Annotated in this window: 23 protein-coding genes; 7 read left to right on the top strand and 16 right to left on the bottom strand. The window is 70.3% G+C overall.

Annotated elements, in window-relative coordinates; translation table 11 throughout:
- Positions 1-35 precede the first annotated feature (35 nt).
- The 3 genes from GGR04_RS16465 to GGR04_RS16455 are packed head-to-tail and all read right to left on the bottom strand — an operon-like array spanning position 36 to position 5,325.
- Complete coding sequence (locus tag GGR04_RS16465) at positions 36-3,107, bottom strand: efflux RND transporter permease subunit (protein WP_183201020.1); 3,072 nt, start codon at positions 3,105-3,107, stop codon at positions 36-38.
- Complete coding sequence (locus GGR04_RS16460; protein ID WP_312857475.1) at positions 3,104-4,180, bottom strand: efflux RND transporter periplasmic adaptor subunit; 1,077 nt, start codon at positions 4,178-4,180, stop codon at positions 3,104-3,106. The genes GGR04_RS16465 and GGR04_RS16460 overlap by 4 nt, the downstream gene beginning before the upstream one ends.
- Positions 4,177-5,325 carry an efflux RND transporter periplasmic adaptor subunit gene (locus GGR04_RS16455; protein ID WP_183201019.1) on the bottom strand — a complete coding sequence of 383 codons (1,149 nt, stop codon included), beginning with the start codon at positions 5,323-5,325 and terminating at the stop codon, positions 4,177-4,179. The genes GGR04_RS16460 and GGR04_RS16455 overlap by 4 nt, the downstream gene beginning before the upstream one ends.
- Positions 5,326-5,441: 116 nt before the next feature.
- On the opposite strand from GGR04_RS16455, the gene GGR04_RS16450 reads away from it, so the two are divergent.
- Positions 5,442-6,170, top strand: coding sequence for a TetR/AcrR family transcriptional regulator (locus GGR04_RS16450; protein WP_183201018.1), 729 nt, complete (start codon positions 5,442-5,444; stop codon positions 6,168-6,170).
- 610 nt (positions 6,171-6,780) lie between these two features.
- On the opposite strand, the gene GGR04_RS16445 is transcribed toward GGR04_RS16450, so the two are convergent.
- The 3 genes from GGR04_RS16445 to GGR04_RS16435 all read right to left on the bottom strand — a co-directional run bounded on the left by GGR04_RS16445 (position 6,781) and on the right by GGR04_RS16435 (position 9,367).
- On the bottom strand, positions 6,781-7,683 hold the full coding sequence (locus tag GGR04_RS16445; RefSeq protein WP_183201017.1) for a GGDEF domain-containing protein: 903 nt from the start codon (positions 7,681-7,683) through the stop codon (positions 6,781-6,783).
- Positions 7,684-8,189: 506 nt separating this feature from the next.
- A complete protein-coding gene (locus GGR04_RS16440) occupies positions 8,190-8,939 on the bottom strand; it encodes a PspA/IM30 family protein (protein ID WP_183201016.1) in 750 nt (249 codons plus the stop codon).
- A complete protein-coding gene (locus tag GGR04_RS16435) occupies positions 8,936-9,367 on the bottom strand; it encodes a YjfI family protein (RefSeq protein WP_183201015.1) in 432 nt (143 codons plus the stop codon). The genes GGR04_RS16440 and GGR04_RS16435 overlap by 4 nt, the downstream gene beginning before the upstream one ends.
- 93 nt (positions 9,368-9,460) lie before the next feature.
- On the opposite strand from GGR04_RS16435, the gene GGR04_RS16430 reads away from it, so the two are divergent.
- The 4 genes from GGR04_RS16430 to GGR04_RS16415 all read left to right on the top strand — a co-directional run bounded on the left by GGR04_RS16430 (position 9,461) and on the right by GGR04_RS16415 (position 12,354).
- Positions 9,461-10,129, top strand: a complete 669-nt coding sequence (locus tag GGR04_RS16430; RefSeq protein WP_183201014.1) for a DUF2491 family protein — start codon at positions 9,461-9,463, stop codon at positions 10,127-10,129.
- Between the two features lie 71 nt (positions 10,130-10,200).
- Positions 10,201-10,602 carry a DUF350 domain-containing protein gene (locus GGR04_RS16425; protein ID WP_183201013.1) on the top strand — a complete coding sequence of 134 codons (402 nt, stop codon included), beginning with the start codon at positions 10,201-10,203 and terminating at the stop codon, positions 10,600-10,602.
- A gap of 13 nt (positions 10,603-10,615) precedes the next feature.
- Positions 10,616-11,194 (top strand): DUF1190 domain-containing protein, encoded by a 579-nt coding sequence (locus GGR04_RS16420; protein ID WP_183201012.1) that lies wholly within the window; start codon positions 10,616-10,618, stop codon positions 11,192-11,194.
- Positions 11,195-11,196: 2 nt separating this feature from the next.
- The gene (locus tag GGR04_RS16415) at positions 11,197-12,354 is read left to right on the top strand and encodes a glutathionylspermidine synthase family protein (RefSeq protein WP_183201011.1); all 1,158 of its coding nucleotides are present in this window, start codon (positions 11,197-11,199) and stop codon (positions 12,352-12,354) included.
- A gap of 4 nt (positions 12,355-12,358) precedes the next feature.
- Here the strand turns inward: GGR04_RS16415 and GGR04_RS16410 are convergent, their stop codons facing one another.
- From GGR04_RS16410 to GGR04_RS16395, 4 genes are all read right to left on the bottom strand, one after another.
- Positions 12,359-15,544 carry an efflux RND transporter permease subunit gene (locus GGR04_RS16410; RefSeq protein WP_183201010.1) on the bottom strand — a complete coding sequence of 1,062 codons (3,186 nt, stop codon included), beginning with the start codon at positions 15,542-15,544 and terminating at the stop codon, positions 12,359-12,361.
- A 27-nt stretch (positions 15,545-15,571) separates the two neighbouring features.
- Positions 15,572-16,789, bottom strand: coding sequence for an efflux RND transporter periplasmic adaptor subunit (locus GGR04_RS16405; protein ID WP_246393231.1), 1,218 nt, complete (start codon positions 16,787-16,789; stop codon positions 15,572-15,574).
- 62 nt (positions 16,790-16,851) lie between these two features.
- The gene (locus tag GGR04_RS16400) at positions 16,852-17,076 is read right to left on the bottom strand and encodes a hypothetical protein (RefSeq protein WP_183201009.1); all 225 of its coding nucleotides are present in this window, start codon (positions 17,074-17,076) and stop codon (positions 16,852-16,854) included.
- A 103-nt stretch (positions 17,077-17,179) separates the two neighbouring features.
- Positions 17,180-17,506: a hypothetical protein gene (locus tag GGR04_RS16395; protein ID WP_183201008.1), complete on the bottom strand. Its 327-nt coding sequence runs from the start codon at positions 17,504-17,506 to the stop codon at positions 17,180-17,182.
- 385 nt (positions 17,507-17,891) lie between these two features.
- On the opposite strand from GGR04_RS16395, the gene GGR04_RS16390 reads away from it, so the two are divergent.
- On the top strand, positions 17,892-18,485 hold the full coding sequence (locus tag GGR04_RS16390; protein ID WP_183201007.1) for a TetR/AcrR family transcriptional regulator: 594 nt from the start codon (positions 17,892-17,894) through the stop codon (positions 18,483-18,485).
- Positions 18,486-18,862: 377 nt separating this feature from the next.
- Here GGR04_RS16390 and GGR04_RS16385 read toward each other — a convergent pair whose 3' ends face one another.
- From GGR04_RS16385 to GGR04_RS16365, 5 genes are all read right to left on the bottom strand, one after another.
- Positions 18,863-19,045: a DUF3606 domain-containing protein gene (locus tag GGR04_RS16385; RefSeq protein ID WP_183201006.1), complete on the bottom strand. Its 183-nt coding sequence runs from the start codon at positions 19,043-19,045 to the stop codon at positions 18,863-18,865.
- 18 nt (positions 19,046-19,063) lie between these two features.
- Entirely contained in the window at positions 19,064-19,231 is a 168-nt protein-coding gene (locus GGR04_RS16380) for a hypothetical protein (RefSeq protein WP_183201125.1), read from the bottom strand.
- A gap of 207 nt (positions 19,232-19,438) precedes the next feature.
- Positions 19,439-20,314, bottom strand: a complete 876-nt coding sequence (locus GGR04_RS16375; protein WP_183201005.1) for an SDR family oxidoreductase — start codon at positions 20,312-20,314, stop codon at positions 19,439-19,441.
- A gap of 135 nt (positions 20,315-20,449) precedes the next feature.
- A complete protein-coding gene (locus GGR04_RS16370) occupies positions 20,450-20,743 on the bottom strand; it encodes a hypothetical protein (RefSeq protein WP_210291838.1) in 294 nt (97 codons plus the stop codon).
- Between the two features lie 87 nt (positions 20,744-20,830).
- Positions 20,831-21,910: a helix-turn-helix transcriptional regulator gene (locus GGR04_RS16365; protein WP_183201003.1), complete on the bottom strand. Its 1,080-nt coding sequence runs from the start codon at positions 21,908-21,910 to the stop codon at positions 20,831-20,833.
- 289 nt (positions 21,911-22,199) lie between these two features.
- Between GGR04_RS16365 and GGR04_RS16360 the strand changes: the two genes are divergently transcribed.
- Positions 22,200-23,561, top strand: coding sequence for an ABC1 kinase family protein (locus tag GGR04_RS16360; protein WP_183201002.1), 1,362 nt, complete (start codon positions 22,200-22,202; stop codon positions 23,559-23,561).
- 128 nt (positions 23,562-23,689) lie between these two features.
- Here the strand turns inward: GGR04_RS16360 and GGR04_RS16355 are convergent, their stop codons facing one another.
- A complete protein-coding gene (locus GGR04_RS16355) occupies positions 23,690-24,763 on the bottom strand; it encodes an MBL fold metallo-hydrolase (protein ID WP_183201001.1) in 1,074 nt (357 codons plus the stop codon).
- Positions 24,764-24,793: the final 30 nt, after the last annotated feature.

Genomic DNA, 24,793 nt, shown 5'->3' with positions numbered 1-24,793 from the left:
GATGAGCGCGGCCGGGCTTTGGCGCCGGCGGCCCGTCAGGCGCTTGCCGCGTGCTCCGCGCGTTCGCCGCGCGGCGTCGGCTTGATGCGGAACCAGGCGACGTAGAGCGCCGGCAGGAACAGGAGCGTCAGCACCGTGCCGACGATGATGCCGCCCATCATCGCGTAGGCCATCGGCCCCCAGAAGACCTCGCGCGAGATCGGGATCAGCGCCAGCGAGGCGGCGGCGGCGGTGAGGAGGATCGGCCGCATCCGGTGCTCGGTGGCGTCGAGCACGGCATCCCATTTCGTCTGCCCGTCCGCGATGTGGTCCTCGATCTGCACCACGAGGATCACCGAGTTGCGGATCAGGATGCCGATGAGCGCAAGGACGCCGAGGATCGCCACGAAGCCGAGCGGGGCGCCGGAGGGCAGGAGCGCCGCGACCACGCCGATCAGCCCGAGCGGGGCCACCGCCACCACGAGGAACAGGCGCTGGAAGCTCTGCAGCTGCACCATGAGCAGCGTCGTCATGGCGATGAGCATCAGCGGCGCGATGGCGACGATCGGCCCCTGCCCTTTGCCGCTTTCCTCCACCGCGCCGCCGGTGGCGATGCTGTAGCCCGGCGGCAGCTTGGCGGCGAAGGCGTCGAGCTGCGGCTGCAGCGCAGCCACCACGGTGGCTGGCTGCTCGGCCGTGAGGAGCCCGGCCTTGACGGTGATCGTCGGCGTGCGGTCGCGCCGCCAGACGATCGGCTGCTCCAGCTCGTAGCGGAAGGTGGCGATCGCCGCGAGCGGGAAGGACCGGCCGTTCTGGGCGGGAATCTGCAGGTTCTCGAGCGTGTCGATCGAGCTTCGCTCGGCGGGCAGCGCGCGGCTGACGACGTCGACGAGATAGATCGAGTCGCGGATCTGCGTCGCCGTGGACCCGCCGACCACGCCGTTGAGGACGCTCGCCACGTCCTGCGAGGTGATGCCGAGCTGGCGCGCCTTGTCCTGGAGGAGATCGACCTTCACGACGCGGCCCGGCTCGTTCCAGTCGTAGGTGACGCGGGCGGTGTTCGGGTTGGTGCCCACGATCGCCGCCACCTCCTGCGCGAGGGTTCGCACCTTCTGCAGGTCGGGGCCGCTGACGCGATACTGGATGGGGCGCCCGACCGGCGGTCCGATGTCCAGGGGATGCACGAAGACGTCGGTGCCCACGAACTGGCGCTCGCCGATCTCGCGCAGCCGCGCGATGACGCGGTCGCGCGCCTCCAGGCTCTTGGTCATGATGACGACCTGCCCGAAATTGGGGCTCGCCGGCTGGACATCGTAGGAGAGGACGAAGCGCTGCGCGCCGGTGCCGACATAGGACGACCAGTAGTCGATGTCCTCGTCGCCGACGAGCCGCGTCTCGAAGCGATCCATCTCGGCCCGCGTTTCGAGGATCGAGGCGTTCTGGCGCGCGGTCCAGTCGACGATCACCTCGGGCCGGTCCGAGGTCGGGAAGAACTGCTGCTGCACGAAGCCCATGCCGAAGAGCGCGCCGGCGAAGAGACCGATCGTCACGAGGATCGTCAGCCACTTGAAGCGCACGCAGACGAGAAGCAGCGCCCGGAAGCCGCGGGTGAACCAGCCCGGCCGGTCGTGGTGCTTCTTCATCGTCTTGGGCAGGAAGGTGACGCCGAGCAGCGGCGTGAACACCACCGCGACCACCCAGGACACCACGAGCGACACCGCGATCACCACGAAGAGCGTGAAGGTGAACTCGCCGGCGCCCGAATTGTTGAGCCCCACCGGAATGAAGCTCGCGACCGTGACGAGCGTGCCCGTTAGCATCGGAAAGGCGGTGGAGGTGTAGACGTAGGTCGCCGCCTTCTCCAGCGTGTCGCCGACCTCCAGCCGCGACACCATCATTTCCACGGCGATCATCGCGTCGTCGACGAGGAGACCGAGCGCGATGATCAGCGCGCCGAGCGAGATGCGCTGCAGCGAGATGCCGAAATACTGCATCGCCACGAAGGTGATGGCGAGCACCAGCGGGATCGACAGCGCCACGATGAAGCCGGCGCGAAGCCCCAAGCTGATGAAGGACACGGCGAGCACGATGGCGATGGCCTCGCCCAGCGCCTTGGTGAAGCCGCCGACGGCCTCCTCCACCACATGCGGTTGGTCCGATACGAGGTGGATGCCGACGCCGACCGGCAGTTCGCTTTCGATGACACGCATCTCCTCCACCAGCGCCTCGCCGAAGGTCAGGAGGTTGGCCGAAGGCTTCATGCCGATGGCGAGGCCGATCGTCGGCTGGCCGTTGTAGCGAAACAGCGAACTCGGCGGATCGACGTAGCCGCGCGTGATCGTCGCGACGTCGGAGAGCCGGAAGAAGCGGTTGTTGATCCAGAGATTGACGTCGCCGAGCTCGCGCTCGGACGCGAACTGGCCGTTGACGCGCACGGAGACGCGCTCGCCCTCGGCCTCGATCGTGCCGGAGGGAGCGATAGCGTTCTGCTCGCTCAGGGCGTCGATCACGGTCTGCTGCGTCAGGCCGAGCGCGGCGGTGCGGCGGGTGGAGAATTCGAGATAGACGACCTCGTCCTGCGCGCCGACGAGATTGACCTTGCCGACATTGGGTACGGTAAGGATGCGCGCGCGCGCCGCCTCGACATAGTCGCGCAGCTGGCGCTGGGTCAGCCCGTCGGCAGTGAAGGCGTAGATGTTGCCGAAGACGTCGCCGAAATCGTCGTTGAAGAACGGCCCCTGGACGCCGGACGGCAGCTCGCCCTTGATGTCGGTGAGGATGTTGCGGACCCGCAGCCAGGTGTCGGAGACCGCGCGTCCTTGCGTCGTGTCGAGGAGGTTGAGGAAGATCGTGGTGCGGCCGGGCGAGGTCTGGCTCTTGGTGTAGTCGAGGGTGGTGATCTCCTCGAGCTTCTTCTCGATCCGGTCCGTGACCTGCTCGACCGTGTCCTCCACCGAGGCGCCCGGCCAGGTGGCGGTGATCAGCATCGTCTTGATCGTGAAGTTCGGGTCTTCCTCGCGCCCCAGATTGACGTAGGCGAGCACGCCCGCCACCGAGGCGACGAGCATGAAGTACCAGACGAGCGAGCGGTGATGCAGCGCCCAGTCGGAGAGGTTGAACGGCTTCACGGAACGATTCCCCCGTCGAGCTTGACCGCCTGACCCTCGGTCAGGCTATGGACGCCGGCGGTGACGACGCGCTGGCCGACCTCCAGCCCGCTCGCGATGCGGGCGGTCTCGCCGATCGCGCCCTCCACCTCGACGGCCCGCCGCGACACCGTCCCGGCGGCCTCGTCCACCACCCAGACGAAATGCCGGCCCTCGGCATCGAGCAGCGCGCTGGCGGGCAGGTCGAGCCGCGACGCGTCGCCGTTTCTCGCCCGCACCTCGAGCGTGGTGCCGATGCGGAAGCTCGCCAGCGGATCGACCAGCGTGATGCGCACGCGCCGGGTGCGCGTGGCGGCGTCCGCCTCCGGCGCGACCTCGCGCACCGCCCCCCCGGCGACGACGCCGGGATCGACCTGCAGGATCGCCTCGAACGGATCGCCCGGCGCGAGGCGCTGGGCGATCGCGTCGGGCATGTCGATGACGGCTTCGCGCACGCTCGCCTGCGCCACCGTGAACACGGTCTGGCCGGCCGTCACGGTCTGCCCGATCTCGGCGTCGACAGCGGTGACGACGCCTTCGGTCTCCGAAAGGAGGCGCGTGTAGGAAAGCTGCTCGCGTGCCTTGTCGAGGCTGGCCTGCGCCCGCGTCAGCGTCGCGGCCGCCGTCGCCGCCGCCTCGTCGGCGGTGTCGAGCGTCGCCTGCGAGCCGACGCGCTGGGCGAGGAGCGCCTCCTGGCGGTCGCGCGTGGCGCCGGCATTGGAAAGCTGCGCCTCGGCCTTCGCGAGATCGGCCTCGAGCGAGCGCACGCTCAAAGTCAGCGCTGTCGGATCGAGCGAGGCGAGAAGCTGGCCGGCCTCGACGCTCTGGCCCACCTCGACGTTGCGCGCCACGATGCGCCCGAGGACGCGGAAGCCGAGATCGCGGGAGTAGCGCGGCTGCACGGTGCCGATGAAGCTCTCGGCCGTCACCGGCCGGGGCTCAACGCGCATCGACAGCACCGGACGGATCACCGGCGCCGGGGCCGGCTCCTCCTTCGAGCAGCCGCCGAGAAGCGTCAGCATGACGAGCGCGAGAGGGGTGAGCGCGCGGGTCACGAGGCCGCTCCCGCGTCGTCGAGCGTCACGACCTGGCCCTCGCGCAGCAGCTGGCCGCCTGCGGTCACCACGAGATCGCCCTCGCTCAGCCCATCCCGCACCAGGATCTCGCCGGTGCGGTAGCGCTCGACGCCGACAGGGCGCAGCGTCACCGCCTTCGTGGCGGGGTCCACCACCCAGACGGCCGGCCCGCTCTCTCCCGCGCCGAGCGCCGTCCAGGGCAGCGATACGAGGTTCTGCGGCGCCGCGAGGCCGGTGCCGGTGACCGCCGCGCCGAGGCTCATGGCGGGCGGCGGGTCGGCCAGCGTCATCTTCACGCGCACCGTTCCCGTGGCGGCATCGAAGGTCGGCGAGACCTCGCGCACGCTCGCCCGCGTCTCGACGGCGGGGTCCGAGCCGAGCCGCACGACCACGCCCTCGCTCGGCGGGGCGCCGGCGAGCAGCGCCTCGTCGATGTCGAAGATCGCGTCGCGCGCGCCGTCCTGCGCCACGGTGAAGACGGTCTGCGCCGCCGAGACCACCTGGCCCGCCTCGGCTTCGCGGGCGGTGACGATGCCGTCGACGTCGGCTTTGAGTTCGGTGAAGGAGAGCTGGTCGCGCGCGGTGGCGAGATCCGCGCGAGCCGAATCCGCCGTGCCTTCCGCCGAGCGAAGCTGCTCCTGCGCGTCGTCGAAGACGCCGCGGGTGATGTAGCCGCCCTCGAAGAGCCGGCGCTGGCGGCCGAAATTCGTCTGCGCCTGCGTCAGCGTCGCCTCCGCCGAGCGGAGCGTCGCCTCCGCCGCCTCGACGTCGGAGACCTGTTCGCGCGTGTCGAGCGTGGCGAGCACGTCTCCGGCCTTCACGTGGTCGCTGACGTCGACGTTGCGCCGGTCGATCCGGCCGGCGACGCGAAACGACAGATCGCTCTGGATGCGCGCGGCGACCGTGCCGGTGAGGGAGATCGTGCGCGACACCGGGGCGTAGGCCGCGATCTGCACCGCGACCCGCTCCGGAACCTGCGCGGCCGGTGGCTCGGCCGGACTGCAGGCGACGAGCACCACGAGAAGCGCGAGCGCCCCCGCGCCCTGTGTCGCATGGCGTGCGAGGGCGACGGCGCGTCGGAACGACCGGGCGGCGGGGGGACGACGGGAGAACAGCGAGCGCATGGAAGCCTCGAGAGGATAAAACTGAACGGTTCAGTTCAGTCTTGACGGATGCCTGTCCGCAGGACCAAAGTCAACGGGCGCCGACGATCCGGTCGGCTCGGAACACCGGAAACTCGATGCAGCCTCGATCGACCCTGCTCCCGCCGACCTCGGACGGGTCGGACGCGACCGGGATCGGGGTCGCCGCCAGCTCGGTCGGGAACGAGGTCGAGGTCGGCGAAGGATCACGGCCGGCGGGACCCGACCGGACCAACGCCAAGGTGCGACAGGTGCTCGACGCGGCGCGCGCGCTGTTTCTCGAACAGCCCTACGACGCCGTCAGCACCGACGCGATCGCCCGGCGCGCCGGCATCTCTAAGGCGACGCTCTACGTCCATTTCGAGAGCAAGGAGATGCTGTTCGCGACGCTCGTCTGCGACCAGTGCCGCGCCATCGAGGAGGCCGTCTGGTCGGCCGGCGGTCCCGGCGGCGACGTCGAGGCCGTGCTTCGCACGATCGCGCGCAACTTCATGGCGATGCTCGCGGGGCCGGAGGCCATCTCCCTCTACCGCACCATCGTGGCGCAGGTGCCGCGCCGGCCCGAGCTCGGACGGGTGTTCTACGAGGCCGGCCCGAAGATCCTGCAGGCCCGCATCGCGCAGTTTCTGGAGCGGGCCTGCGAGCGCGGCGAGCTTCAGGTGCCCGATCCCCGGCTGGCGGCGGTGCAGTTCCTACAGCTCGTGGCCGGCGACATTCCGATGACCGGGCTCCTGGCCCTCCGCCCGCTGACGCCCGAGCACGTCGCCACCACGATCGAGAGCGGCATCCGCGTCTTCATGGCCGCTCACCGGCCAAGCTTGGGCTGACGGGGCACGGCCTTGCGGCGCTGCCTGCCGGGACGACGAGCGGACGCCGTCACCGGCCGCTCGCCGCCCGCGGCGCAGGCTTTCGCGTCGGAGCCCGCAAGGCACGGCGCGTCATTCCGGACCGGCCAAGCCTTACCCGAACCCCGCTGAAGGCATTGCGCCGCTCAGCTTACCATCACCACCACGAACGGCACGGCGAAGACCAGCATGCCCGCCATGATGCCGAGCGTCGGGGAGCGTTTCATCGCGTTCATAAGAGGCCTCGATGTCCTGTTTCGGTGCGACCAGGGTCGGCCGATGCGGTTAATGGAAGATAAAGACCGTACCGGGCGCCCGTCGCACCGCCGTGCCCTGACCGGGACCGGCGCCATTGGACGCGGGGTCCGGAGCGTTCGGCCGGCGGTCGATGGAGGTGACGGGAGGATGAGAGGCAGGCGGCGGGGGCAACGGCGAGAACCCCGGCAGGGTCGCCGTCGGGCGTTCCCGCACACTCGGTTCTTGGGTTGGCGAGCAACCTCCCATGCGACCCCGCCGCTCCCTTGGCAACGCGTCGGCGTTCTCGTCCGCCCCGATGCGTGTGAACGTCCTGGAAGATGGGAAGGGCCGCGTCTTACCCGCAGACCAGACGGTCGCGCCCCGCGGCCTTGGCTTCGTAGAGCAGTCTGTCGGCGCGAGACAACACGATGCGCGCGTCGTCCCCCATGCATATCTCGGTCATTCCGACCGAGGTCGTGAGCCTCAGATCCGGATGGAGCGATGAGAGACGGCAGGCTCGCAGCGCATCCAAGAGCCCTTCGACGACGAGCCTCCCCTCGGCAAGCGACCGGTTCGGCAGAATGAGAATGAACTCCTCGCCGCCGAGGCGACCGAACGCATCCTTGACCGGAAGCGTCGCCCGAGCGCAGCGCGCGACCGCGATCAGCGCCTCGTCCCCGACCTGATGCCCGTAGGTGTCGTTCAGACGCTTGAAATGATCGATGTCGAGGATGCAGACGCATCCATGCCTGAACCCGCCGACGGCTTGCCCGGTGACGAACGCCTCGAGCATCGACATCATGTGCCGCCGGTTGGAAACACCGGTCAGATCGTCCGTCTGCGCTTCGCGCAAGGCCCGATCGCGAGCCTTTCTCAGGGCCCTGTCATGCAGCCGCAGACCCGTGATGTCGCTTCCGACGAACATGCCCCAGCCGCTCGCCACCGTCGTCTCCACGATCCAGAGCCAGCGCCCGTCGACGAGGTCGGATTCGAAGCTGCGGTGGGCAAGCTTGGCACGACGGGAGAGGGTCGCGACAAGCCAGCCCTCGAAGTCGGGCGCGTCGATGCGCGAGCCTCGTCCCAAGCGATGATTGCGTCTCATGAGATCGCACCAGAGCGGGCGCTCGTCATGTCCGAGGAAGAACGCGGATCGAAAAGCCGGGTTGGCATAGGAGACGCGATCGTCCGGGTCGTAGACGCACACCAACGATCCGCTTTCGTGATGGAGCGCTTCGATGTGTCCCAGGATCGTCTGCATCTGAACTCTGATTGGTCGACTTGGCGGGCCCTGCCGTACCACGATCCACCGAGGAAATCCTTGCACGGCTACGAAGCCGTTTGACGGGGAGACGAAGACGGTCGGGGTCTGCGCCGCTCGCGGGCCCGAAGCCTCCAATGTCGTACGGGCCGACGGGCGCGATGCGCCATGGTGACGCGAGAGGGATCGAAGGGCAACTTCCCGAACAAAGGCCCGGCCCGGTGTCGAGCGGACTTGGCGGCAGTCGGCGCGACGGGTGGGCGACCAAGGATCGGACGCGTGCCGTCGCGAGAATTCCACGATGCGGCTCGATGGCGCGTGATTTTGCAAGGCGCGGCAAAGCCGAAGCCGCAGGTGACCGGGGATGCGGCGTCGGGCGCCGTCTTCGCCCGATCGACGATCTCGGCGAGCCGTCGGACAGGTGCCCGAACCGGCGAAGCCGGCATCGATGCTGGCGATCGGTGGCGGATCCGCCCTCTGGTGGAGGTCGGATCCGCCAACTTCGTTCAGGGCTTGGGGTCGAAGCCGAGCTGGCGGTCCGGCGCCGCGGGGCCCGAGATCGCCGGCGCCTTCTCGCCGCGCAGAAGCTCGGCGAAGACGTCGTCGGAGGAGTGGCGCCCGCCCCCGATGCCGGCCTCGAGCAGCGCCCGGTCGAGCGCCGAGCCCGATTCCAGCGACTGCAGCTCGGCGCCGGCCTCGATGCGGCCCGCCGTCATCTCCTGGCGCTTCTTCACGCGCTCCAGCGATTCCATCGCGCTGCCGAGGCGCGAGTTGACGCCGGCATGGCTGGAGGCGATCGCCGACTGCGCCTTGAGGAGCGATTCGTTGGCCTTCACGCCCTCGATCTCGCGGCGCATCGTCTGGATGCGGGTCTCGGTGTCCTGCACCGCGCGGATCATCTGCGCCTGGCTCGCCTGCAGGCGCTCGTGCTCGGCCTGGTCGCGCGCGGCCTCGGCGCGGTTCTTCGAGACGCGATCGGCCAGCCCGCGGGCGAGATCCTCGCGCCCCGCGGCCATCGCGGCGCGCGCCGAATCCATGTCCTTGGCGTCCTTGGCCTGCGCCTCCTCCACCTTGCGGGCCAGCGACTTGGTGGTCGCCATGATGCCCGCGAGATCGGAGCGCGCGCGCCGCAGCGCGGCCTCGGCGTCGCGGATCTCCTGGTCGAGGATGCGCAGGGCCTGCGCGTCCGCCGCGCCCTCCGCCACCTCGTTGACGCCGCCGCGCACGGCGGAAAACAGCTTGCCCCAGACGCTCATTCCGCGATCTCCCCGTTCTTCCATTCTTCGATGAGATGGGCGGCGTCCTCGGCATTGGCCGCCAGCACCGCCACTTCCTCGACCACGATCTCGGCCGGCGAATGGGCAGAGAGCGAGCCGAACAGTTCGTACCATTCCTCGCCGTTGATGATGGAGATGCCGAAGGTCGACAGCGGCACCAGCTTGTGGGTCTTCAGCACCAGCCGCTCGAAGGCCTCGCGGCGCGGCACGCTGGCGGCGGGCGCCAGCATCACGCTCGCCAGCACCTGGTCGCCCCCGGCGGCCACGAACACGTCGAGATGGCCGCGCTCCTTCAGCGTCACGCGGATGACGTCGCCTTCCGGCGGGATGGTCACGTCGACGTCGCCGAGCGCGGCCGGATCGGACGCGAACAGCTCGGTCAGCGAGGCGAGATTCCAGACAGCCAAGATCGCTCTCTCCCTTGTGGTCGTTCCCACCTTCAATTCGAGGTGGCCGCGAGGTATCTAACGATTGTACGAGACAGGACCAAGGCGGCAATCATGATCGGACGCCTCTTCGGCTGGGGGTCGCAGGACAAACCGGCCGACACGCCCCCCGAGCGCGGGCCGCTCGGCATCGCGCTGCGCGGCGGCGTCGAGATCGACACGCTGAGCCTGCAGGCGGAACTCGCCGGCGCCGCCCCCGCCATGCCCGTTCCCGCCGGCGGCATGATGCTCGTCGCCGCCTATGGCGAGGCGCGGCTCGACGCCACCACCGTGCTCTCGCGCTACTACGGCGACGACGACAGCATCCTGCAGGTCATGTCGCCCACCGGCGCGCCGGGCGAGGAGATCTTCGACGTCAGCCTCTACCGGCCGTGGGACAGCGTGGTGCCCGCGAACGAGCGCGAGTGGGCGCAGTGGCGCGGACCCGCGGGCGTCGTCGGCCAGCCGCGCTACGACGCCGACGGCCTCGTCTTCGAGCGCTTCTGGGGCGAGGGCGAGGGCCGAGCCGATCTCGTGGAGTTCGTCGAGGACATCGAGGACGCCCGCGGCCGGCGCTCGATCCACCAGTCCTGCATGCTCTACGCGCGCGCCCTCGCCAACGCGCGCGAGATGCTGCTCATCAACATCGAGCGCGATCTCGGGCAGGACGCGAGGCGCCAGGGCGCCTCGGTGGAATTCATCATCGGCTACGGCCTGCTGCCCGGCGACGTGCGCCGGCTCTGACACCTCGCCCCTTTTCCCTCTGGCGGAACCGTCGATCGGACCGCTCCCACCCTTCGAGGATTGCGACCCGCATGTTTGGATATGTCGCCGGATTGCCGGCGTTCCTGGCCTATTTCGTCACCGGCCTCGCGGCGCTCGCGGTCTTCGCCACCGTCTATTCGGCGGTGACGCCGCATCACGAGCTCCGGCTGATCCGCACCGGCAACAACGCCGCGGTGGTGGCCTTTCTCGGCGCCATCATCGGCTTCTCCCTGCCGCTCGCCTCGGCGGCGGCGAACTCGGTCTCCATCGTCGACTTCCTGATCTGGGCGCTCGTCGGCGCGGTGGTGCAGGCCATCGCCTTCCTCGGCGCGGCGCTCACCATGAGCCGCCTGCCCGGGCGCATCACCGACGGCGAGGTCGCCGCCGGCATCTGGACGGCGGGCGTGGCGGTGGCGGTCGGCATGCTCAACGCCGCCTGCATGACCTATTGAGCCGGAGGACGGCATGACCCGACGCTTCACCGCCCCGCGCCGCCCGCTCCTCGCCCTCGGCACGATCGCCGCCGGCGGCCTCTCGCTCGCTGCCTGCGGCGACGCGCCCGCGCAGGACGCGGCCTATTCCTCGCCCGCCCAGTGCATCGAGGCCGGCGTCGATGCCGAGACCTGCGACGCCGAATACCAGCAGGCGATGCAGGCACACCTGAAGAACGCGCCGAAATTCGACGGACAGGCGGCCTGCGAGGCCGAGTACGGCGCCGGCCGGTGCCTGGAGACCCCGGCGGCGGCGACGGGCACGCAGGGCTCGGGAAGCGGCAGCTTCTTCATGCCCTTCATGACCGGCTACCTGATCTCCTCGGCGATCTCCAACCTCTCGAACTACGGCGCCTATCAGCGCCAGCGCGAGTCCGGCGGCTACTCGTCGGTGCCGATCTACACCAACCGGTCGGGCGTCTCCTACCGCTCCGACCCGGTGGCGATCGGCCAGGCGCCGCAGCAGCGCCCGGTCAACGTCAACACGCGCACCGTCTCGCGCCAGGGCTTCGGCGGCATGTCGTCGAGCCGCGGCTCGTCGTTCGGCGGCTGAGGATGAAGCGCACGGCGATTCCCGAGCGCGAGGGCTGGCGGGCGAAGGCCGAGAGCGTCGGCTTCGGCTTCCACGAGATGTATGGCGAGCCCTACTGGCTCGACGACACGATGTACGTCTTCACGATGGACGAGATCGAGCGCGAGGTGGAGGGGCCGAGCCAGGAGATCCACGATCTCTGCATGGATCTCGTGGCGGACGTCGTGGAGCGCGAGGAGGATCTCGAACGCCTCGCCATTCCGCCAACGCTGTTCGACGTGGTGCGCGACTCCTTCCGCTCGGGCCAGCGTCATCTCTACGGGCGCTTCGATCTCGCCTATCGCGGAGAGGGACCGGCGAAGCTCCTCGAATACAACGCGGACACGCCGACGGCCGTCTTCGAGAGCGCCTACTTCCAGCACAACTGGCTGCAGGACCAGATCGAGCTCGGCCGCCTGCCCGAGGGCGCCGACCAGTTCAACCTCCTGCAGGAAAGCCTCATCGAGGCCTTCGCCGCCTTCCCGCCCGGCCCGATCTTCCACTTCGCCGCCGTCACGGCCAACGACGAGGACCGCGGCACCGCCGCCTATCTGATGGACTGCGCGGTGCAGGCGGGGCACCGCACGGCGCTGATCGACGTCGCGGCGATCGGCGTCGATGCGCTCGGCCGCTTCACCGACCCGATGGACCGTGTGATCGACCGCTGCTTCAAGCTCTATCCGTGGGAGGACATGATGCGCGAGCCCTTCGCGGTGCATCTGGCGGGGTCGGGCACCGAATGGGTGGAGCCGGCCTGGAAAGCGATCCTCTCGAACAAGGGCATCCTGCCGCTACTCTGGGCCCGCCATCCCGGCCATCCCAACCTCCTGCCGGCGTTCTTCGCCGACGACCCGCGCGGCGGCGAACTTCCCGACAGCGTCCGCAAACCGCTGCATTCGCGCGAGGGCGAGAACGTCGCGATCACCGAAGGCGGCGCCGAGACCGAGGCCTCCGAGGGCGACTACGGCGAGGGGCCGGCGGTGGTGCAGGCGCTGACGCCGCTCTTCGAGGCGGACGGCCAGTTCGCGGTGCTCGGCTCCTGGGTGGTGGGCGACCGCGCCTGTGGCCTTGGCATGCGCGAGGACCGCTCACGCATCACCCGCAACCTCTCGCGCTTCGTGCCGCACGTCATTCTCGACTGAGGCGTCACGGCACGAGCGCGTGCGCCTCCACGACGGGTGCCGGGGCGAGCGTAGGCGCCTTTCCCCGCCCGAGGCGGCGCACGAGCACGTAGAAGAGCGGCGTCAGGAACAGGCCGAACAGCGTCACGCCGATCATGCCCGAGAACACCGCGACGCCCATCGCCGAGCGCATCTCGGCGCCCGCGCCGGTGGAGAGGACGAGCGGCAGCACGCCCATGACGAAGGCGAGCGAGGTCATCAGGATCGGGCGCAGCCGCAAGGCGCTCGCCTCGATCGCGGCCTGGAGAGGCGTGCGGCCCGCCCCTTCCAGTTCGTGCGCGAACTCGACGATGAGGATGGCGTTCTTCGCCGACAGTCCGACGAGGACGATGAGGCCGATCTGCGTGAAGACGTTGTTGTCCCCGGCTGTCCACCAGACCCCCGCCATCGCCGCCAGCAGCGCGAGCGGCACGATGAGGAGGATGGCGATCGGCAGCGTCAGGCTCTCGTATTGCGCGGCGAGCACCAGGAACACGAGAAGGATCGCCAGCGGGAAGATCACCAGCCCGGAATTGCCGGCGATGATCTCCTGATAGGTCAGCTCGGTCCATTCGAAGGCGAAGCCCGGCGGCAGGGTCTCGGCCGCGATGCGCTCCACCGCGGCGCGCGCCTGGCCGGACGAGAAGCCCGGCGCGGCGTTGCCGTTGACGTCGGCGGCGAGGAAGCCGTTGTAGCGCAGCGCCCGCTCGGGGCCCGCCACCGTCTCGACGTTCATGAGCGCCGAGAGCGGGATCATCGCGCCCGAATCGGCGCGCACCTTCAGGGCGCCGATGTCCTCGGCCCGCGCCCGGAACGAGGCGTCGGCCTGCACCCGCACCGAGTAGGTGCGGCCGAACTCGTTGAAGTCGTTGACGTAGAGCGATCCGAGATAGATCTGCAGCGTGTCGAAGATCGCGGTGATGGGCACGCCCAGCTGGCGCGCCCGCGCCCGGTCGACGTCAGCGAAGAGCTGCGGCACGTCGATCTGGTAGCCCGAGAAGAGACCCGTCAGTTCGGGCGCCGAGCGGGCCGCGGCGAGGAAGCCCTTCACCGCCGCGTCGAGCGGCCGGTAGCCCTGGCCCGCACGGTCCTCGATCTGCAGCTTGAAGCCGCCGATCGTGCCGAGCCCCTGCACCGGCGGCGGGGGGAAGATCGCCGTGAACGCCTCCTGCACCCCCGCGAACTCGCCGTTCAGCCGCCCCGCGATGGCGCCGGCGGAAAGCTCGGGCGTCTGCCGCTCCTCGAAGGGCTTCAGCGTCAGGAACACGACGCCGGCATTGGAGGAATTGGTGAAGCCGTTGATCGAGAGGCCGGGGAAGGCGATCGTGCTCTCGACGCCGGGCACGTCGAGGGCGATGGCGGTCATGCGGCGCACGACCTCCTCCGTCCTGTCGAGCGAGGCGCCGTCGGGCAGCTGGGCGAAGCCCACGAGATACTGCTTGTCCTGCGCCGGCACGAAGCCGCCGGGCACGGTGCGGAAGAGCACGACGGTCAGGCCGACGAGCACGAGATAGAGCGCCATCGTCACGCTCTTGCGCGAGATGATGCCGGCGACACCTCGGCCGTAGGCGCGCGTGCCCGCCCGGAACACGCCGTTGAAGCCGCGGAAGAACCAGCCGAGGGTGAAGTCCATCGCCCGCGTCAACCGGTCCTTCGGCGCGTCGTGGCCGCGCAGCAGCAGGGCGGCGAGCGCGGGCGAGAGCGTCAGCGAGTTGAAGGCCGAAATCACGGTGGAGATCGCCAGCGTCAGCGCGAACTGGCGGAAGAACTGCCCCGTCAGGCCGGAGATGAAGGCGAGCGGCACGAAGACGGCGACGAGCACCAGCGCGATGGCGACGATCGGCCCGGAGACCTCGCGCATCGCCTGATAGGTCGCCTCGCGCGGGGCCAGCCCGTTCTCGATGTTGCGCTCGACATCCTCCACCACCACGATCGCGTCGTCCACGACGATGCCGATCGCCAGCACCAGCCCGAAGAGGCTCAGCGCGTTGATCGAGAAGCCGAGGAGATGCATCACCGCGAAGGTGCCGACGATCGACACGGGCACCGCCAGCAGCGGAATGATCGAGGCGCGCCACGTCTGCAGGAAGAGGATCACCACGACGATGACGAGCAGCACGGCTTCGAGCAGCGTGTGGACCACGGCGTCGATCGAGGCGCGCACGAACTGCGTGGTGTCGTAGACGATGGCGTAGTCGACGCCGTCCGGCATCGTCCGCTTGATTTCGGCCATCGTGGCGCGCACCTCGTCGGCGATGGCGATGGCGTTGGAGCCGGGCGCCTGGAACACCGGAATGGCGACGGCGGGCTCGTTGTCGAGGAGCGAGCGCAGGGCGTATTCGGCAGCGCCCAGCTCCACCCGGCCGATGTCGCGGATGCGCGTGATCGCGCCGGTGGCGGCGTCCGTCTTGACGATGATGTCGGCGAATTCCTCGGTGCCCTTCAGGCGCCCCTGCGCGTTGACGGAGAGCTGGAAGTCGACCCCTTCGAGGCTTGGCGAGGCGCCGACGACGCCGGCGGCGGCCTGCACGTTCTGCTCGCGGATGGCGGCCACGACGTCGCCGGCCGAGAGGCCATGCTCGGCGGTCTTCTCGGGGTCGAGCCAGATCCGCATCGAATAGTCGCCGGCGCCGAAGAGCTGCACCTGCCCCATGCCGTCGATGCGAGCGAGCCGATCGCGCACGTTGAGGAGCGCGTAGTTGCGCAGATACGTGAGGTCGTAGCGCCCGTTCGGCGAGGTCAGGTGCACCACGAGCATCAGGTCGGGCGAGGACTTGATCGTGGAGACGCCGAGGCGGCGCACCTCCTCGGGCAGGCGCGGCTCGGCTTGGCTCACGCGGTTCTGCACGAGCTGCTGCGCCTGGTCGGGGTCGGTGCCGAGCCGGAAGGTGACGGTCAGCGTCATCAGCCCGTCCGTCGTCGCCTGGCTCGACATATAGAGCATGCCCTCGACGCCGTTGATCGCCTCCTCCAGCGGCGTCGCCACCGTCTCGGCGATGACGGCCGGGTTGGCGCCCGGATAGTTGGCGCGCACCACGACGGATGGCGGCACCACGTCCGGATACTCGCTGATCGGCAGCGCGAAGATCGCGAGCAGGCCGCCGAGGAAGATCAGGACGGAGAGGACGCCGGCAAACACCGGCCGGTCGATGAAGAAGCGGGAGAAGGTCATGGCGGCAAAGTCCCTTCGGGACAGTGGTTACGGCTGCGCGGGCTCGGCGGCGGCTTGCAGGCTGGGGTCGCCCGCCCCGTCCATCGCCACCATCTGCGGCGCGAGAAGCGCGCCCGACCGGATGCGCTGCAGCCCGTTGACGACGACGCGCTCATTGGCGTCGAGGCCCTCGGTGACGATGCGAAGGCCGTCGACGGCGGCGCCGAGCGTGACGCTGCGGTACTCGGCCTTGTCGTCGCGATCGACGACCAGCACGTATTTGCGGTCCTGGTCGGTGCCCACGGCCCGCTCGGACACGAGCACGGCGGGGCCGGCCTGCGGCTCGCCGAGGCGAAGCCGCGCGAACTGCCCGGGCATCAGCCGGCCGCCGGGATTGGGGAAGCTGGCGCGCACGCGCACCGTGCCGTTCACCGGATCGACCGCGGGGTCGATCATCTGGATGCGGCCCGCCGCGACGGAGCCGTCGCCGCGGTCCATCTCCACCGCGATGGCCTCCACCGCCTCGCGCCTGCCATCCGGCAGCGCGGCGAGCGCCCGGCCGACGGTGGCCTCGTCGACGTCGAAGCTCGCATAGATCGGATCGACGGAGACGAGCGTCGCCAGAACCGGCGAGCCCGCGCCGGCGGCGACGAGATTGCCGGGATCGACCTCGATGCGCCCGATGCGCCCGGCGATCGGCGCGCGGATGCGCGTGTAGGAGAGATCGAGCTCGGCCGTGCGCAGCGCCGCCCGGGCGGATGCGAGATCGGCGGCGGCTTCGAGGCCGGCCTGGACGCGGCGCTCGACGTCGCTGGCGGCGAGCGTGCGCGTGCCCTGCAGGGCCAGACCGCGCTCGCGCTCGCCTGCGGCGAAGGCGAGCCGCGCCTCGGCGCCCTCGACGGCGGCCTGCGCCCGCAGGACGGCGGCCTCGAACGGGGCGGGATCGAGGGTCACGAGGAGATCGCCTCGGGCGACGAGCGCGCCCTCGCGAAAGTGCGTGGCCTCCAGCGCCCCGGCGACGCGCGCGCGCAGCTCCACCCGCTCCACCGCCTCCAGCCGGCCCGAGAGCTTCGTCCAGGTGGCGACGCGGCGGGCTTCGACCCGCGCGACGGAGGCGGGCGTGGCGCTCGGCATCGCGGCCGCTGCGGGCTTGTCGGCACGGGCCGCATCGCCCGCCCCCGGCCCGAAGCCGGTGCCGCCGAAAGCAGCGCCGACGAGCGCCACGGAGGCGAGCGCCCATTTGATCGAAGGATGCATCGTGGACATGGGGAAACCTCGAAGGAGCGGAAAGCGGCCGGACGAAACGGGTCCGGCGGACGGCGCGCTGTTCAGAGAAGCAGGGAACTGACGGCGCCGGGCTCATGGCCGGCCGGCCGGGCGCCGGGGTCGCCGGATCGGCGCGTCGTCATGGGGCCCGGCACGGCGCCGGGATCGCCGAGCGCGATCAGGTGCCGGTCGAGCCGGACGAGCGCCTGCATGGCGCGGCGCCACAGGGCGGGCGCCGGGCTTCGGGCGGCGAGAAAGGGGATGGGGGATGCGGTCGGGTTCGGCACGCGCGTCTCCTCGAGCGATGGGATGCGGGGGGTCGGGCGGGTCGCCAAGAGGCGAAGGGGGGCGGCGGCTTGCGAAGGAGTCCGCGAGCCGCCGCCCTCCGGCTCAGAAGCTGTCGGAACCAGGAACGAGAGCACCCACCGCCGGGGCGGGCCGGCGAGTGCCGTCGCCCGGGCCGCGCACATCATCGGTGCGGGCCGCGTCGTTCCGCTGGCTTGGAGTGGGAGCCGCACGCGGGGTCACGGGATAGCCGTAGCCGCGCTCGGCGGAGGCCGCCGGATCGGCGAACCGGCCGATGCCGACGGAATTGTCCTGGAACGCCTGGGCGTCGCGCGTTCCGGTGTCGGAGCCGGGAACGAGCCCTTCGGCGGAAGCCACCGAAGCGGCGAGAAGGGCGGCGAGCGGGAGAGCGACGAGGAGAGAGCGGGTCATGGGGTGGGATCCTTCTGCGTCGGGACGAGCGTGCACGATCCCGCGACCGGCAAGGGTCGAAGGGGGAGCCACGGCGGGTCCTCGATCTCAAGGGTTGGTGGAGAACGTCGGCCTGAGCCGGCGTCGGTCGTCGAGCCCGTGAGGGGCGGGCGGATTGGCGGATGCTGCCGGGCGGCGGTGCCGCATGACGAGGTCCCGGAACCCTTCGGCCGCTTTTTCGTCTTGATCGAAGGTCGATCGCACCGGGCGAGCCGTCGGGACTTCCATACCAATCGGTAAGGATCGAGATAGGGGCTTGGCTTCCGCCTGTCAACGGATTATTTTACCGATCGATATAGAAGTCGGAAGCGGCCATCGCTGCCCAAGGAGAAGGACTGGAAATCAGATGGGTATGGGTCGCCCGCGAGAGTTCGACGCCGACAAGGCCCTCGACCAGGCGCTCGACGTCTTCTGGCGTCGGGGCTACGAGGGCACGTCGCTGAGCGACCTGACGGAGGCGATGGGCGTCACGCGCCCCAGCCTCTACGCCGCGTTCGGCAACAAGGAGGAGTTGTTCCGCAAGGTGCTCGACCGCTACGGCGCGATGCGCGCCGACCCGTCCTGCGACGTCCTGAACGAGCCGACCTCGCGCCGGGCGGTGGAGCGGCTGCTCATGAGCTTCGCGGGCGCGGGCGACGACGCCCCCCGCGGTTGCCTGATGGTGCAGGGCGCGCTCGTCTGCAGCGAAGCGAGCGACGGCATCCGCGAGGAACTCAACGCGCGGCGCGCCGCGGGCGAAGCGCGCCTCTGCGCCCGCCTCGAAGAATGGAAGGCCGCCGGCGACCTCCCCGCCGACGCCGACCCGCAATCGCTCGCGCGCTACGTCATGGCGGTGGCCAACGGCATGTCGGTGCAGGCCACGGGCGGCGCCAGCGCGGACGAGTTGAAGCGCGTGGTGGACCTGACGATGAAGGGCTGGCCCTCGCCCCCCGCCCCCTGACCTCCAGACTGCGAGAGCGAGGCCGCGACGACACGCGGGCCCGGCGCCCGACCGGATGAGCCCGGTCGGTGCGAAGCCGAGAGGCCCGAGAGGCTGGAGCCGACATGCCGTTCGATCGGGTGGATCGTCCGGCAGCGTCGGCGATGGCGTTTTCGTCGCCTCCGGCGAACACGTCTGCGACCGCCGAGCCTTCGTGCCGGGCATCTCGATGACGCCCGGCAGGCTCGAACGGAGCCTGCCGGGCGGACGAACCGCATCCATCCCGCCTTCCCGCGCCTGCCGAAAGAGACGAAAAGGCCCCGGCGAACGGATCGACGGGGCCTTTTGATCGTCATGCACTTGATCCAGCCGGCGCCGCCGGCGGTCTCGTCAGCGGCTTACGCCTCGCGCGCGGCCATGTAGGAGTCGAGCTTCTTGCGCGACGGGCCGTAGCGTTTGATGATGGTCTTCGCCTCGCTCGGCGGGATGCCGTATTTCTGCGAGAAGGCCGTGGGATCGTAGGGCAGTTCGGCCGCCACCTTCTGGGCGGCGGCCGAGGCCGGGGTCTTGGGGGATGCCATGGGGGTCGCTTTCAGCGATCAGGTCTTCGCCGCGTCGGGCTGCCGGTCGGCGTCCTCGACGGGGGTCTCCTGCGTGCGGGTTTCGGTGTCGCGCTTGGCCGACTTCGCCTCGGCCTTCTCGGCCTTCCTGGCGTTCTTGGCCCGGTCGCGCTCCTGGCGTTCGAAATTGTAATTCGGTGTCCGCATGGGCGCGCCTTCCTCTGGAAACGTTAGAGAGTTGATATGGGACAGAAGTCGGCCCCGCGCCAGACGTCCCGGCGCTGCGATCGCCATTAGGCGGGCCATCGCACGTGCATTCGGCGGGTCTCGGCATCCGCAGGCGGCATCCGAACGCGATCGCGCAGCACCTGCGCCGGAGGCCAGAGGCCATCCGGCGCCCGTCTCGTCGGGCGATCAGTACATGGGAATGCCGCCGGTGACGGGAATCACCGCGCCGCTGATGTAGCTGCCCTCGCCCGACGCCAGCCAGACATAGGCGGGCGCGAGTTCGGCGGGCTGGCCGGCGCGGCCGAGCGGGGTGTCGTTGCCCAGCACTTCCAGCTCGTCCGTCGGCTTGGCGATCGGCTGGATCGGCGTCCAGACCGGGCCGGGCGCCACCGCGTTCACCCGGATGCCCTTGGGCGCCAGAAGGTTGGACAGGCCGATCGTCAGGCTGGAGATCGCACCCTTGGTGGCGGCGTAGACGATCATGCCCTCCGAGGCGACCTTGGCCTGGATGCTCGTCGAGTTGACGATGGCCGAGCCCGGCTTCATGTGCGGCACCGCCGCCTTGGCCAGGCGGATCATCGCGTAGACATTGGCCTCGAACGCGCCCTGCATCGCGGCGTCGTCGATGTCGGCGAGGTCGTCGTTGACGGTCTGCGCCGCCGCGTTGTTGACGAGGATGTCGAGGCCGCCGAGTTCGCCCACCGTGCGCTCCACGAGAGCCGCGCAATGAGCGGGGTCGCGCAGGTCTCCCGGCACGAGCAGGCAGCGCCGTCCTGCCTTCTCCACCCAGGTCTTGGTCTCCTCGGCATCCTCCTGCTCCTCGGCGAGATAGGAGATCGCGACATGCGCGCCCTCGCGGGCATAGGCGATCGCTACGGCCTTGCCGATGCCCGAATCGCCGCCCGTGATCAGCGCCACCCGTCCCTCGAGCAGCCCCTTGCCGCGATAGGTCTCCTCGCCGTGGTCGGGCCGGGTGCGCATCTTCGACTCGAAGCCCGGGGCCGACTGGTGCGGCTCGCCGGGAAATCGGGTCGGCTGGCTGGTGCGCGGATCGTTGGTCATGGGGCATCCCTTGCGTGCGTCGAAGACGAGGGCCCAACGATCGACCGCCGGGAACGCTCCGCCCGAATACGACATGGCTTCAGCCCGGACGTCTCGCCGCACCGTCGCATGGCCCTCGCAGCGACGCGGACGCTCTCAGAGGGCCTTGATGGCGCCGGACGCGACGTCCTCGGTGATGTCGATGACGCAAGGGCTCTCGCCGGCGCCGGGGTCGCCGCCCCAGCGCAGGACGTCCTCCGGGTCGAGCTCGATCCGGTAGCTCTTCTTCGACCGCTCGAAGCCGCCGCGCTTCATCGTCTCGCGCCACGACACCGTTCCCGTGTAGCGATCGGGCGGCAGCGTGACGGCGCCGCCGATCTGCGTCTCGGTGGAGACGGCGAACTGCATCGGGCCGCCTGCCATCCGTGAGCCCGTCCGCAGTCGCGCCATCGCCGTTCCCGTCCCGCTGTTCGATCCGCGCGGACGCTGCCCGCATCCGCGCGGAGAAGGCAAGCCCTTGCGTCCGGCCTTGCCGGATCACACGCGAGGCAGGCCCGAGACGAGCCGCACGAGATCGACCTGGCGCGCCACGCCGGTCTTTCGGAAGACCGCCTTCATCTGCGTCCGCACCGTCTCGTAGGAAATGGAGAGCGCCTCGGCGATGAGGGCGGTCGGCACGCCTTCCACCACCTTGCGGGCGACGCGCGATTCGGCCGGCGTCAGGTCGAACACCGCCTCGAGCAGCGTCGTGCCCGGCACGCCGCCCTGCCCGATCCGCGACAGGATCATGAGCGCGTCGCCCCGGCCGAAGATGTCGCGCGCGGTCGCGACGAGCGGGATCAGATGGGCGACCACGGGCTGCCCCTCGTCCGGGCGCATCGCGAAGGTCATCGGCGGCAGCGGATGGCCGCTTCCCCGGCACAGTTCCTTCAAGGCAAGGCTCATCGCGCGCTGCGCGGCGGGATCGGCGAGCGAGATCCGGTCGAACGCGCCCTGCAGGACGACGTCCGACATGGCCTCGAGCTGGGCGTTGCCCGTGATCATCGTTCCCGACGCCGTGACCACCGCCGCCGCGAGGCCGATGACGTTCAGCCCGCTGACCATGCCCCGGGCCCGCTCCAGCCCGAAGCGGGCGGCGGTGAAGGCCGAGCGCGCCAGATGGGGGCGCAGCGGGTCGAGCCTGTCTTTCACCGCGACCTCGACGGGACCGCGCCGGTAGGCCCGCTCGAAGCTGAGAACGAGGACGTCGCCCGTCATCGGAACGATCGAGGTGCCGATGGACCAGCCGAGCCCGCGGGGCCGGAAGAAGTCGCGATAGATCGGGCTGGCCTCGATCTCCTCGGCCGTGAGCGTGTCGTGGTCGGTGACGAAGCTGTTCAGGCCCTTGCGGAACGCCGCGTCGCCGCGGTCGTTTCGCGCCGCCCACCCTTGCGTGACGAAGGCCTCCATATGGGGGCGCATGCGCTCCGACGAGGTCCATTTCGGCGCGCCCGTGCCGGCGGCGAACAGGACGCCGCCTTCGGCGCCCGCGACGTCCGCCATGCCGTCGAGAACGTCGGGCCAGAGCTCGGAATTGACGGCGGCCTCATAGATGCGATCGATCAGGGTTTCGGGCATGCCTGCACTCCGATGACGCGGTGTCCGGAAGGCGCCCGGGACTGGGGCGACGCCGCCCTGCACTATGGCAGCGGGGGGTATGCCGCGCCACCGCCGCATGGGGTCGCGCGCTGCGTCGCCGTCCGCCCCATGCGGGGCCGAACGCGGGGCCGCGAGCGATCATGCCGCACCGGCCGCGAGCGCCGATCGCCCCGCTCGGGCTTGCCGTCCCCTCGGGTGGACGCAGGTCCCTGCCAGGAAGAACCGGGCGCGCACCGCCAGGTCCCCTCGCCAAAAAAGGGTCATCGCCATGGCGCCTCGCGTTCCCCCCTCCGCCGGCTCGCCCGTTCCCGGCGGCCGCCTGTCGCGGCTCGCGCGGCTCGGCGGCATGGCGGCGGGCGTCGCCGGCGGCATGCTGGCCGAGGGGGCCGGTCGCCTGGCGCGCGGCGAGCGCCCGCGCCTCGAAGACCTCTTGATGACCCCGACCAACGTGCTGCGGGTCACCGGGCAGCTGGCGAACCTGCGCGGCGCCGCGATGAAGATGGGCCAGCTGATCTCGATGGAGGCCGGCGACATCCTGCCGCCCGAGCTCGCCGCCATCATGGCGCGGCTGCGCGCCGACGCCGAGCCGATGCCGCGCGCCCAGGTCCAGTCGGTGCTCGACCGCGCGTGGGGGCCGGGCTGGCTGGAACGCTTCGAGCGCTTCTCGTTCCACCCGATCGCCGCCGCCTCGATCGGGCAGGTGCACCGGGCGAGGACGCACGACGGGCGCGATCTCGCGATCAAGATCCAGTATCCCGGCGTGCGCCGCGCCATCGACAGCGACGTCGACAATGTCGCGACGCTGCTGCGTCTCTCCGGCTTGGTGCCGCGGCATCTCGACGTCGGCCCGCTCCTGCGCGAGGCCAAGCGCCAGTTGCACGAGGAGGCCGACTACGAGCGCGAGGCGGACTGCCTCGAGCGCTTCGCGGCGCTCCTCGCGGAGGATCCGGACTTTCGCGTGCCTGCCGTCCATCGCGACCTCACCGGCCGCGACGTCCTGGCAATGGACTATTGCGACAGCGTGCCGATCGAGACGCTGGAGCGCATGCCCCAGGACGAGCGCGACCGTGTGGCGGCGCGGCTCGTCGATCTCGCGCTGCGCGAGCTCTTCGTCTTCAGGCTCATGCAGACCGACCCCAATCTCGCGAACTACCGCTACGAGCCGCAGACCGGGCGTATCGTGCTGCTCGACTTCGGCGCCACCCGGGCCTTTTCCGCGGGCTTCGTCGAGCCCTGCCGGGCGCTCGCCGTGGCGGGCCTCGCCGACGACCGCGCCGGCGTCGCGGCGGCGCTGACGCGCATGGGCCTCGTCGACGAGCGCCTGCCGCAGCGCCACCGCGACAGGATCCTGGCGATGTTCGACCTCGCCAAGGCGCCGCTGCTCGGCTCGGACCTTTTCGACTTCGGCGACGCCGCGATCCTGCGCCGCCTGCGCGAGGCGGGCCTGGAATTTGCCGACGAGCGCGAGTTCTGGCGCCTGCCGCCGACCGACGCGCTGTTCCTCCAGCGCAAGGTCGGCGGCACCTACCTGCTGGCCGCCCGCCTCAAGGCCCGCGTCGACGTCAAGGCCCTGGCCGCGCGGTACGTGCCACCTCGCGTCGATGCCGGCGACGAAGCACCGCTCGCGTGACCGGCTCGCTTGCGCTCGGCCACCCAACGCTGCAACCGGTTTGACGGGAGCCGGCGCGATCGACATCCACACGGGCTCTGCCGGAAGGTCCATCCTGGCGAGCGATGGAGAGACCCCGTCCCGCGCGCTCAGGCGACCGGCGGAACGTCCCAGGTTTCGCCGGGGATCAACGGCCGGAAGCGCTCCTGCGCGATGGCCGCGTCGTCGAGGGCGGAGCGAAGCGCCGTTCTCGGCGCCTCGATCGCTTCGTCGGTGAGTTGGAACGTGCCCCAATGGTGGCCGACGGCATATGGGCTGCCGAGCAGCTTGAAGCCCTCCACCGCTTCGGCCGGGTTCTGGTGCTGCGGCTTCATGAACCAGCGCGGCTCATAGGCGCCGATCGGCAGGCATGCGAGCCGGAAGCTGCCGTGCCTGCGCTGCGCCTCGCGGTAGTTGATCCCGGAATGAAAGCCGGTATCGCCGACATGGTAGATGCGGCCCGCCGGCCCCTCGACGACGAAGGAGGACCAGAGCGCCTTGCGCCGATCGAGCAGGCCTCGCGCCGACCAGTGGTGCGTCGGCTCGCAGTGGACGGTGAACGCCCCGAGCGAAAACGTGTCGCCCCAGTCCTGCACGTGCATGCGCAGGCCGGGCACGCGCGGGGCGACGATGAGGTCGTTGCCCAATGGGGTGACGACGAGCGGGTCGTGGGCCGCCTTGAGCCGCGCCAGCGTGTCGAGATCCATGTGGTCGTAGTGGTTGTGCGTGAGGAGAACGAGATCGATCGGCGGCAGGCGCTCGAAGGGAACGCCCGGCGCGTTGACGCGCTTGGGGCCGGCGAAGGCGACGGGGGAGGCGCGATCCGAATAGACGGGATCGGTCAGGATGTTGAGGCCCTCGGTCTGAATCAGCAGCGAGGCGTGGCCGATCATCGTGACGCGTAGCGTATCTCCGGACACCCGCGCCTCCGGCGTCACGGAGCGAGGCGCCTCGGGCCAGGCCTCCGGCCAGGTCGCGCGCTCGCCGTTGAGGCGCCAGCGCAGGAGGTCGCCGAACCCGTTCGGCTCGGTGCCGCCGGGATTGAAGAAGCGCGTTCCGTCGAAATGATCGCTGATCGGCCCCTGATAGCGCGCACTGGCCCCGTAGACCTTCGCCGCGGCTCCCGCGCCGATCGACGCGGCACCACCGAAGGCCGCGAGCTTCAGGAATTTGCGTTTGTTCATGGCTCGACCCCTCGGCGGCGGACTCCACGC

The organism is Aureimonas pseudogalii (genome assembly GCF_014196835.1).
Classification (GTDB): domain Bacteria; phylum Pseudomonadota; class Alphaproteobacteria; order Rhizobiales; family Rhizobiaceae; genus Aureimonas; species Aureimonas pseudogalii.
Note: the sequence above shows the minus strand (reverse complement) of the source record. Positions and strands in the feature narration are given on the sequence as shown.

Bases quoted from the DNA above. Each gene is read 5' to 3' on its own strand.
- GGR04_RS16455 (WP_183201019.1), bottom strand. From the start codon at position 5,325: ATGCGCTCGCTGTTCTCCCGTCGTCCCCCCGCCGCCCGGTCGTTCCGA.
- GGR04_RS16450 (WP_183201018.1), top strand. From the start codon at position 5,442: ATGCAGCCTCGATCGACCCTGCTCCCGCCGACCTCGGACGGGTCGGAC.
- GGR04_RS16445 (WP_183201017.1), bottom strand. From the start codon at position 7,683: ATGCAGACGATCCTGGGACACATCGAAGCGCTCCATCACGAAAGCGGA.
- GGR04_RS16440 (WP_183201016.1), bottom strand. From the start codon at position 8,939: ATGAGCGTCTGGGGCAAGCTGTTTTCCGCCGTGCGCGGCGGCGTCAAC.
- GGR04_RS16430 (WP_183201014.1), top strand. From the start codon at position 9,461: ATGATCGGACGCCTCTTCGGCTGGGGGTCGCAGGACAAACCGGCCGAC.
- GGR04_RS16425 (WP_183201013.1), top strand. From the start codon at position 10,201: ATGTTTGGATATGTCGCCGGATTGCCGGCGTTCCTGGCCTATTTCGTC.
- GGR04_RS16420 (WP_183201012.1), top strand. From the start codon at position 10,616: ATGACCCGACGCTTCACCGCCCCGCGCCGCCCGCTCCTCGCCCTCGGC.
- GGR04_RS16415 (WP_183201011.1), top strand. From the start codon at position 11,197: ATGAAGCGCACGGCGATTCCCGAGCGCGAGGGCTGGCGGGCGAAGGCC.
- GGR04_RS16410 (WP_183201010.1), bottom strand. From the start codon at position 15,544: ATGACCTTCTCCCGCTTCTTCATCGACCGGCCGGTGTTTGCCGGCGTC.
- GGR04_RS16405 (WP_246393231.1), bottom strand. From the start codon at position 16,789: ATGTCCACGATGCATCCTTCGATCAAATGGGCGCTCGCCTCCGTGGCG.
- GGR04_RS16395 (WP_183201008.1), bottom strand. From the start codon at position 17,506: ATGACCCGCTCTCTCCTCGTCGCTCTCCCGCTCGCCGCCCTTCTCGCC.
- GGR04_RS16390 (WP_183201007.1), top strand. From the start codon at position 17,892: ATGGGTATGGGTCGCCCGCGAGAGTTCGACGCCGACAAGGCCCTCGAC.
- GGR04_RS16385 (WP_183201006.1), bottom strand. From the start codon at position 19,045: ATGGCATCCCCCAAGACCCCGGCCTCGGCCGCCGCCCAGAAGGTGGCG.
- GGR04_RS16380 (WP_183201125.1), bottom strand. From the start codon at position 19,231: ATGCGGACACCGAATTACAATTTCGAACGCCAGGAGCGCGACCGGGCC.
- GGR04_RS16375 (WP_183201005.1), bottom strand. From the start codon at position 20,314: ATGACCAACGATCCGCGCACCAGCCAGCCGACCCGATTTCCCGGCGAG.
- GGR04_RS16370 (WP_210291838.1), bottom strand. From the start codon at position 20,743: ATGGCGCGACTGCGGACGGGCTCACGGATGGCAGGCGGCCCGATGCAG.
- GGR04_RS16365 (WP_183201003.1), bottom strand. From the start codon at position 21,910: ATGCCCGAAACCCTGATCGATCGCATCTATGAGGCCGCCGTCAATTCC.
- GGR04_RS16360 (WP_183201002.1), top strand. From the start codon at position 22,200: ATGGCGCCTCGCGTTCCCCCCTCCGCCGGCTCGCCCGTTCCCGGCGGC.
- GGR04_RS16355 (WP_183201001.1), bottom strand. From the start codon at position 24,763: ATGAACAAACGCAAATTCCTGAAGCTCGCGGCCTTCGGTGGTGCCGCG.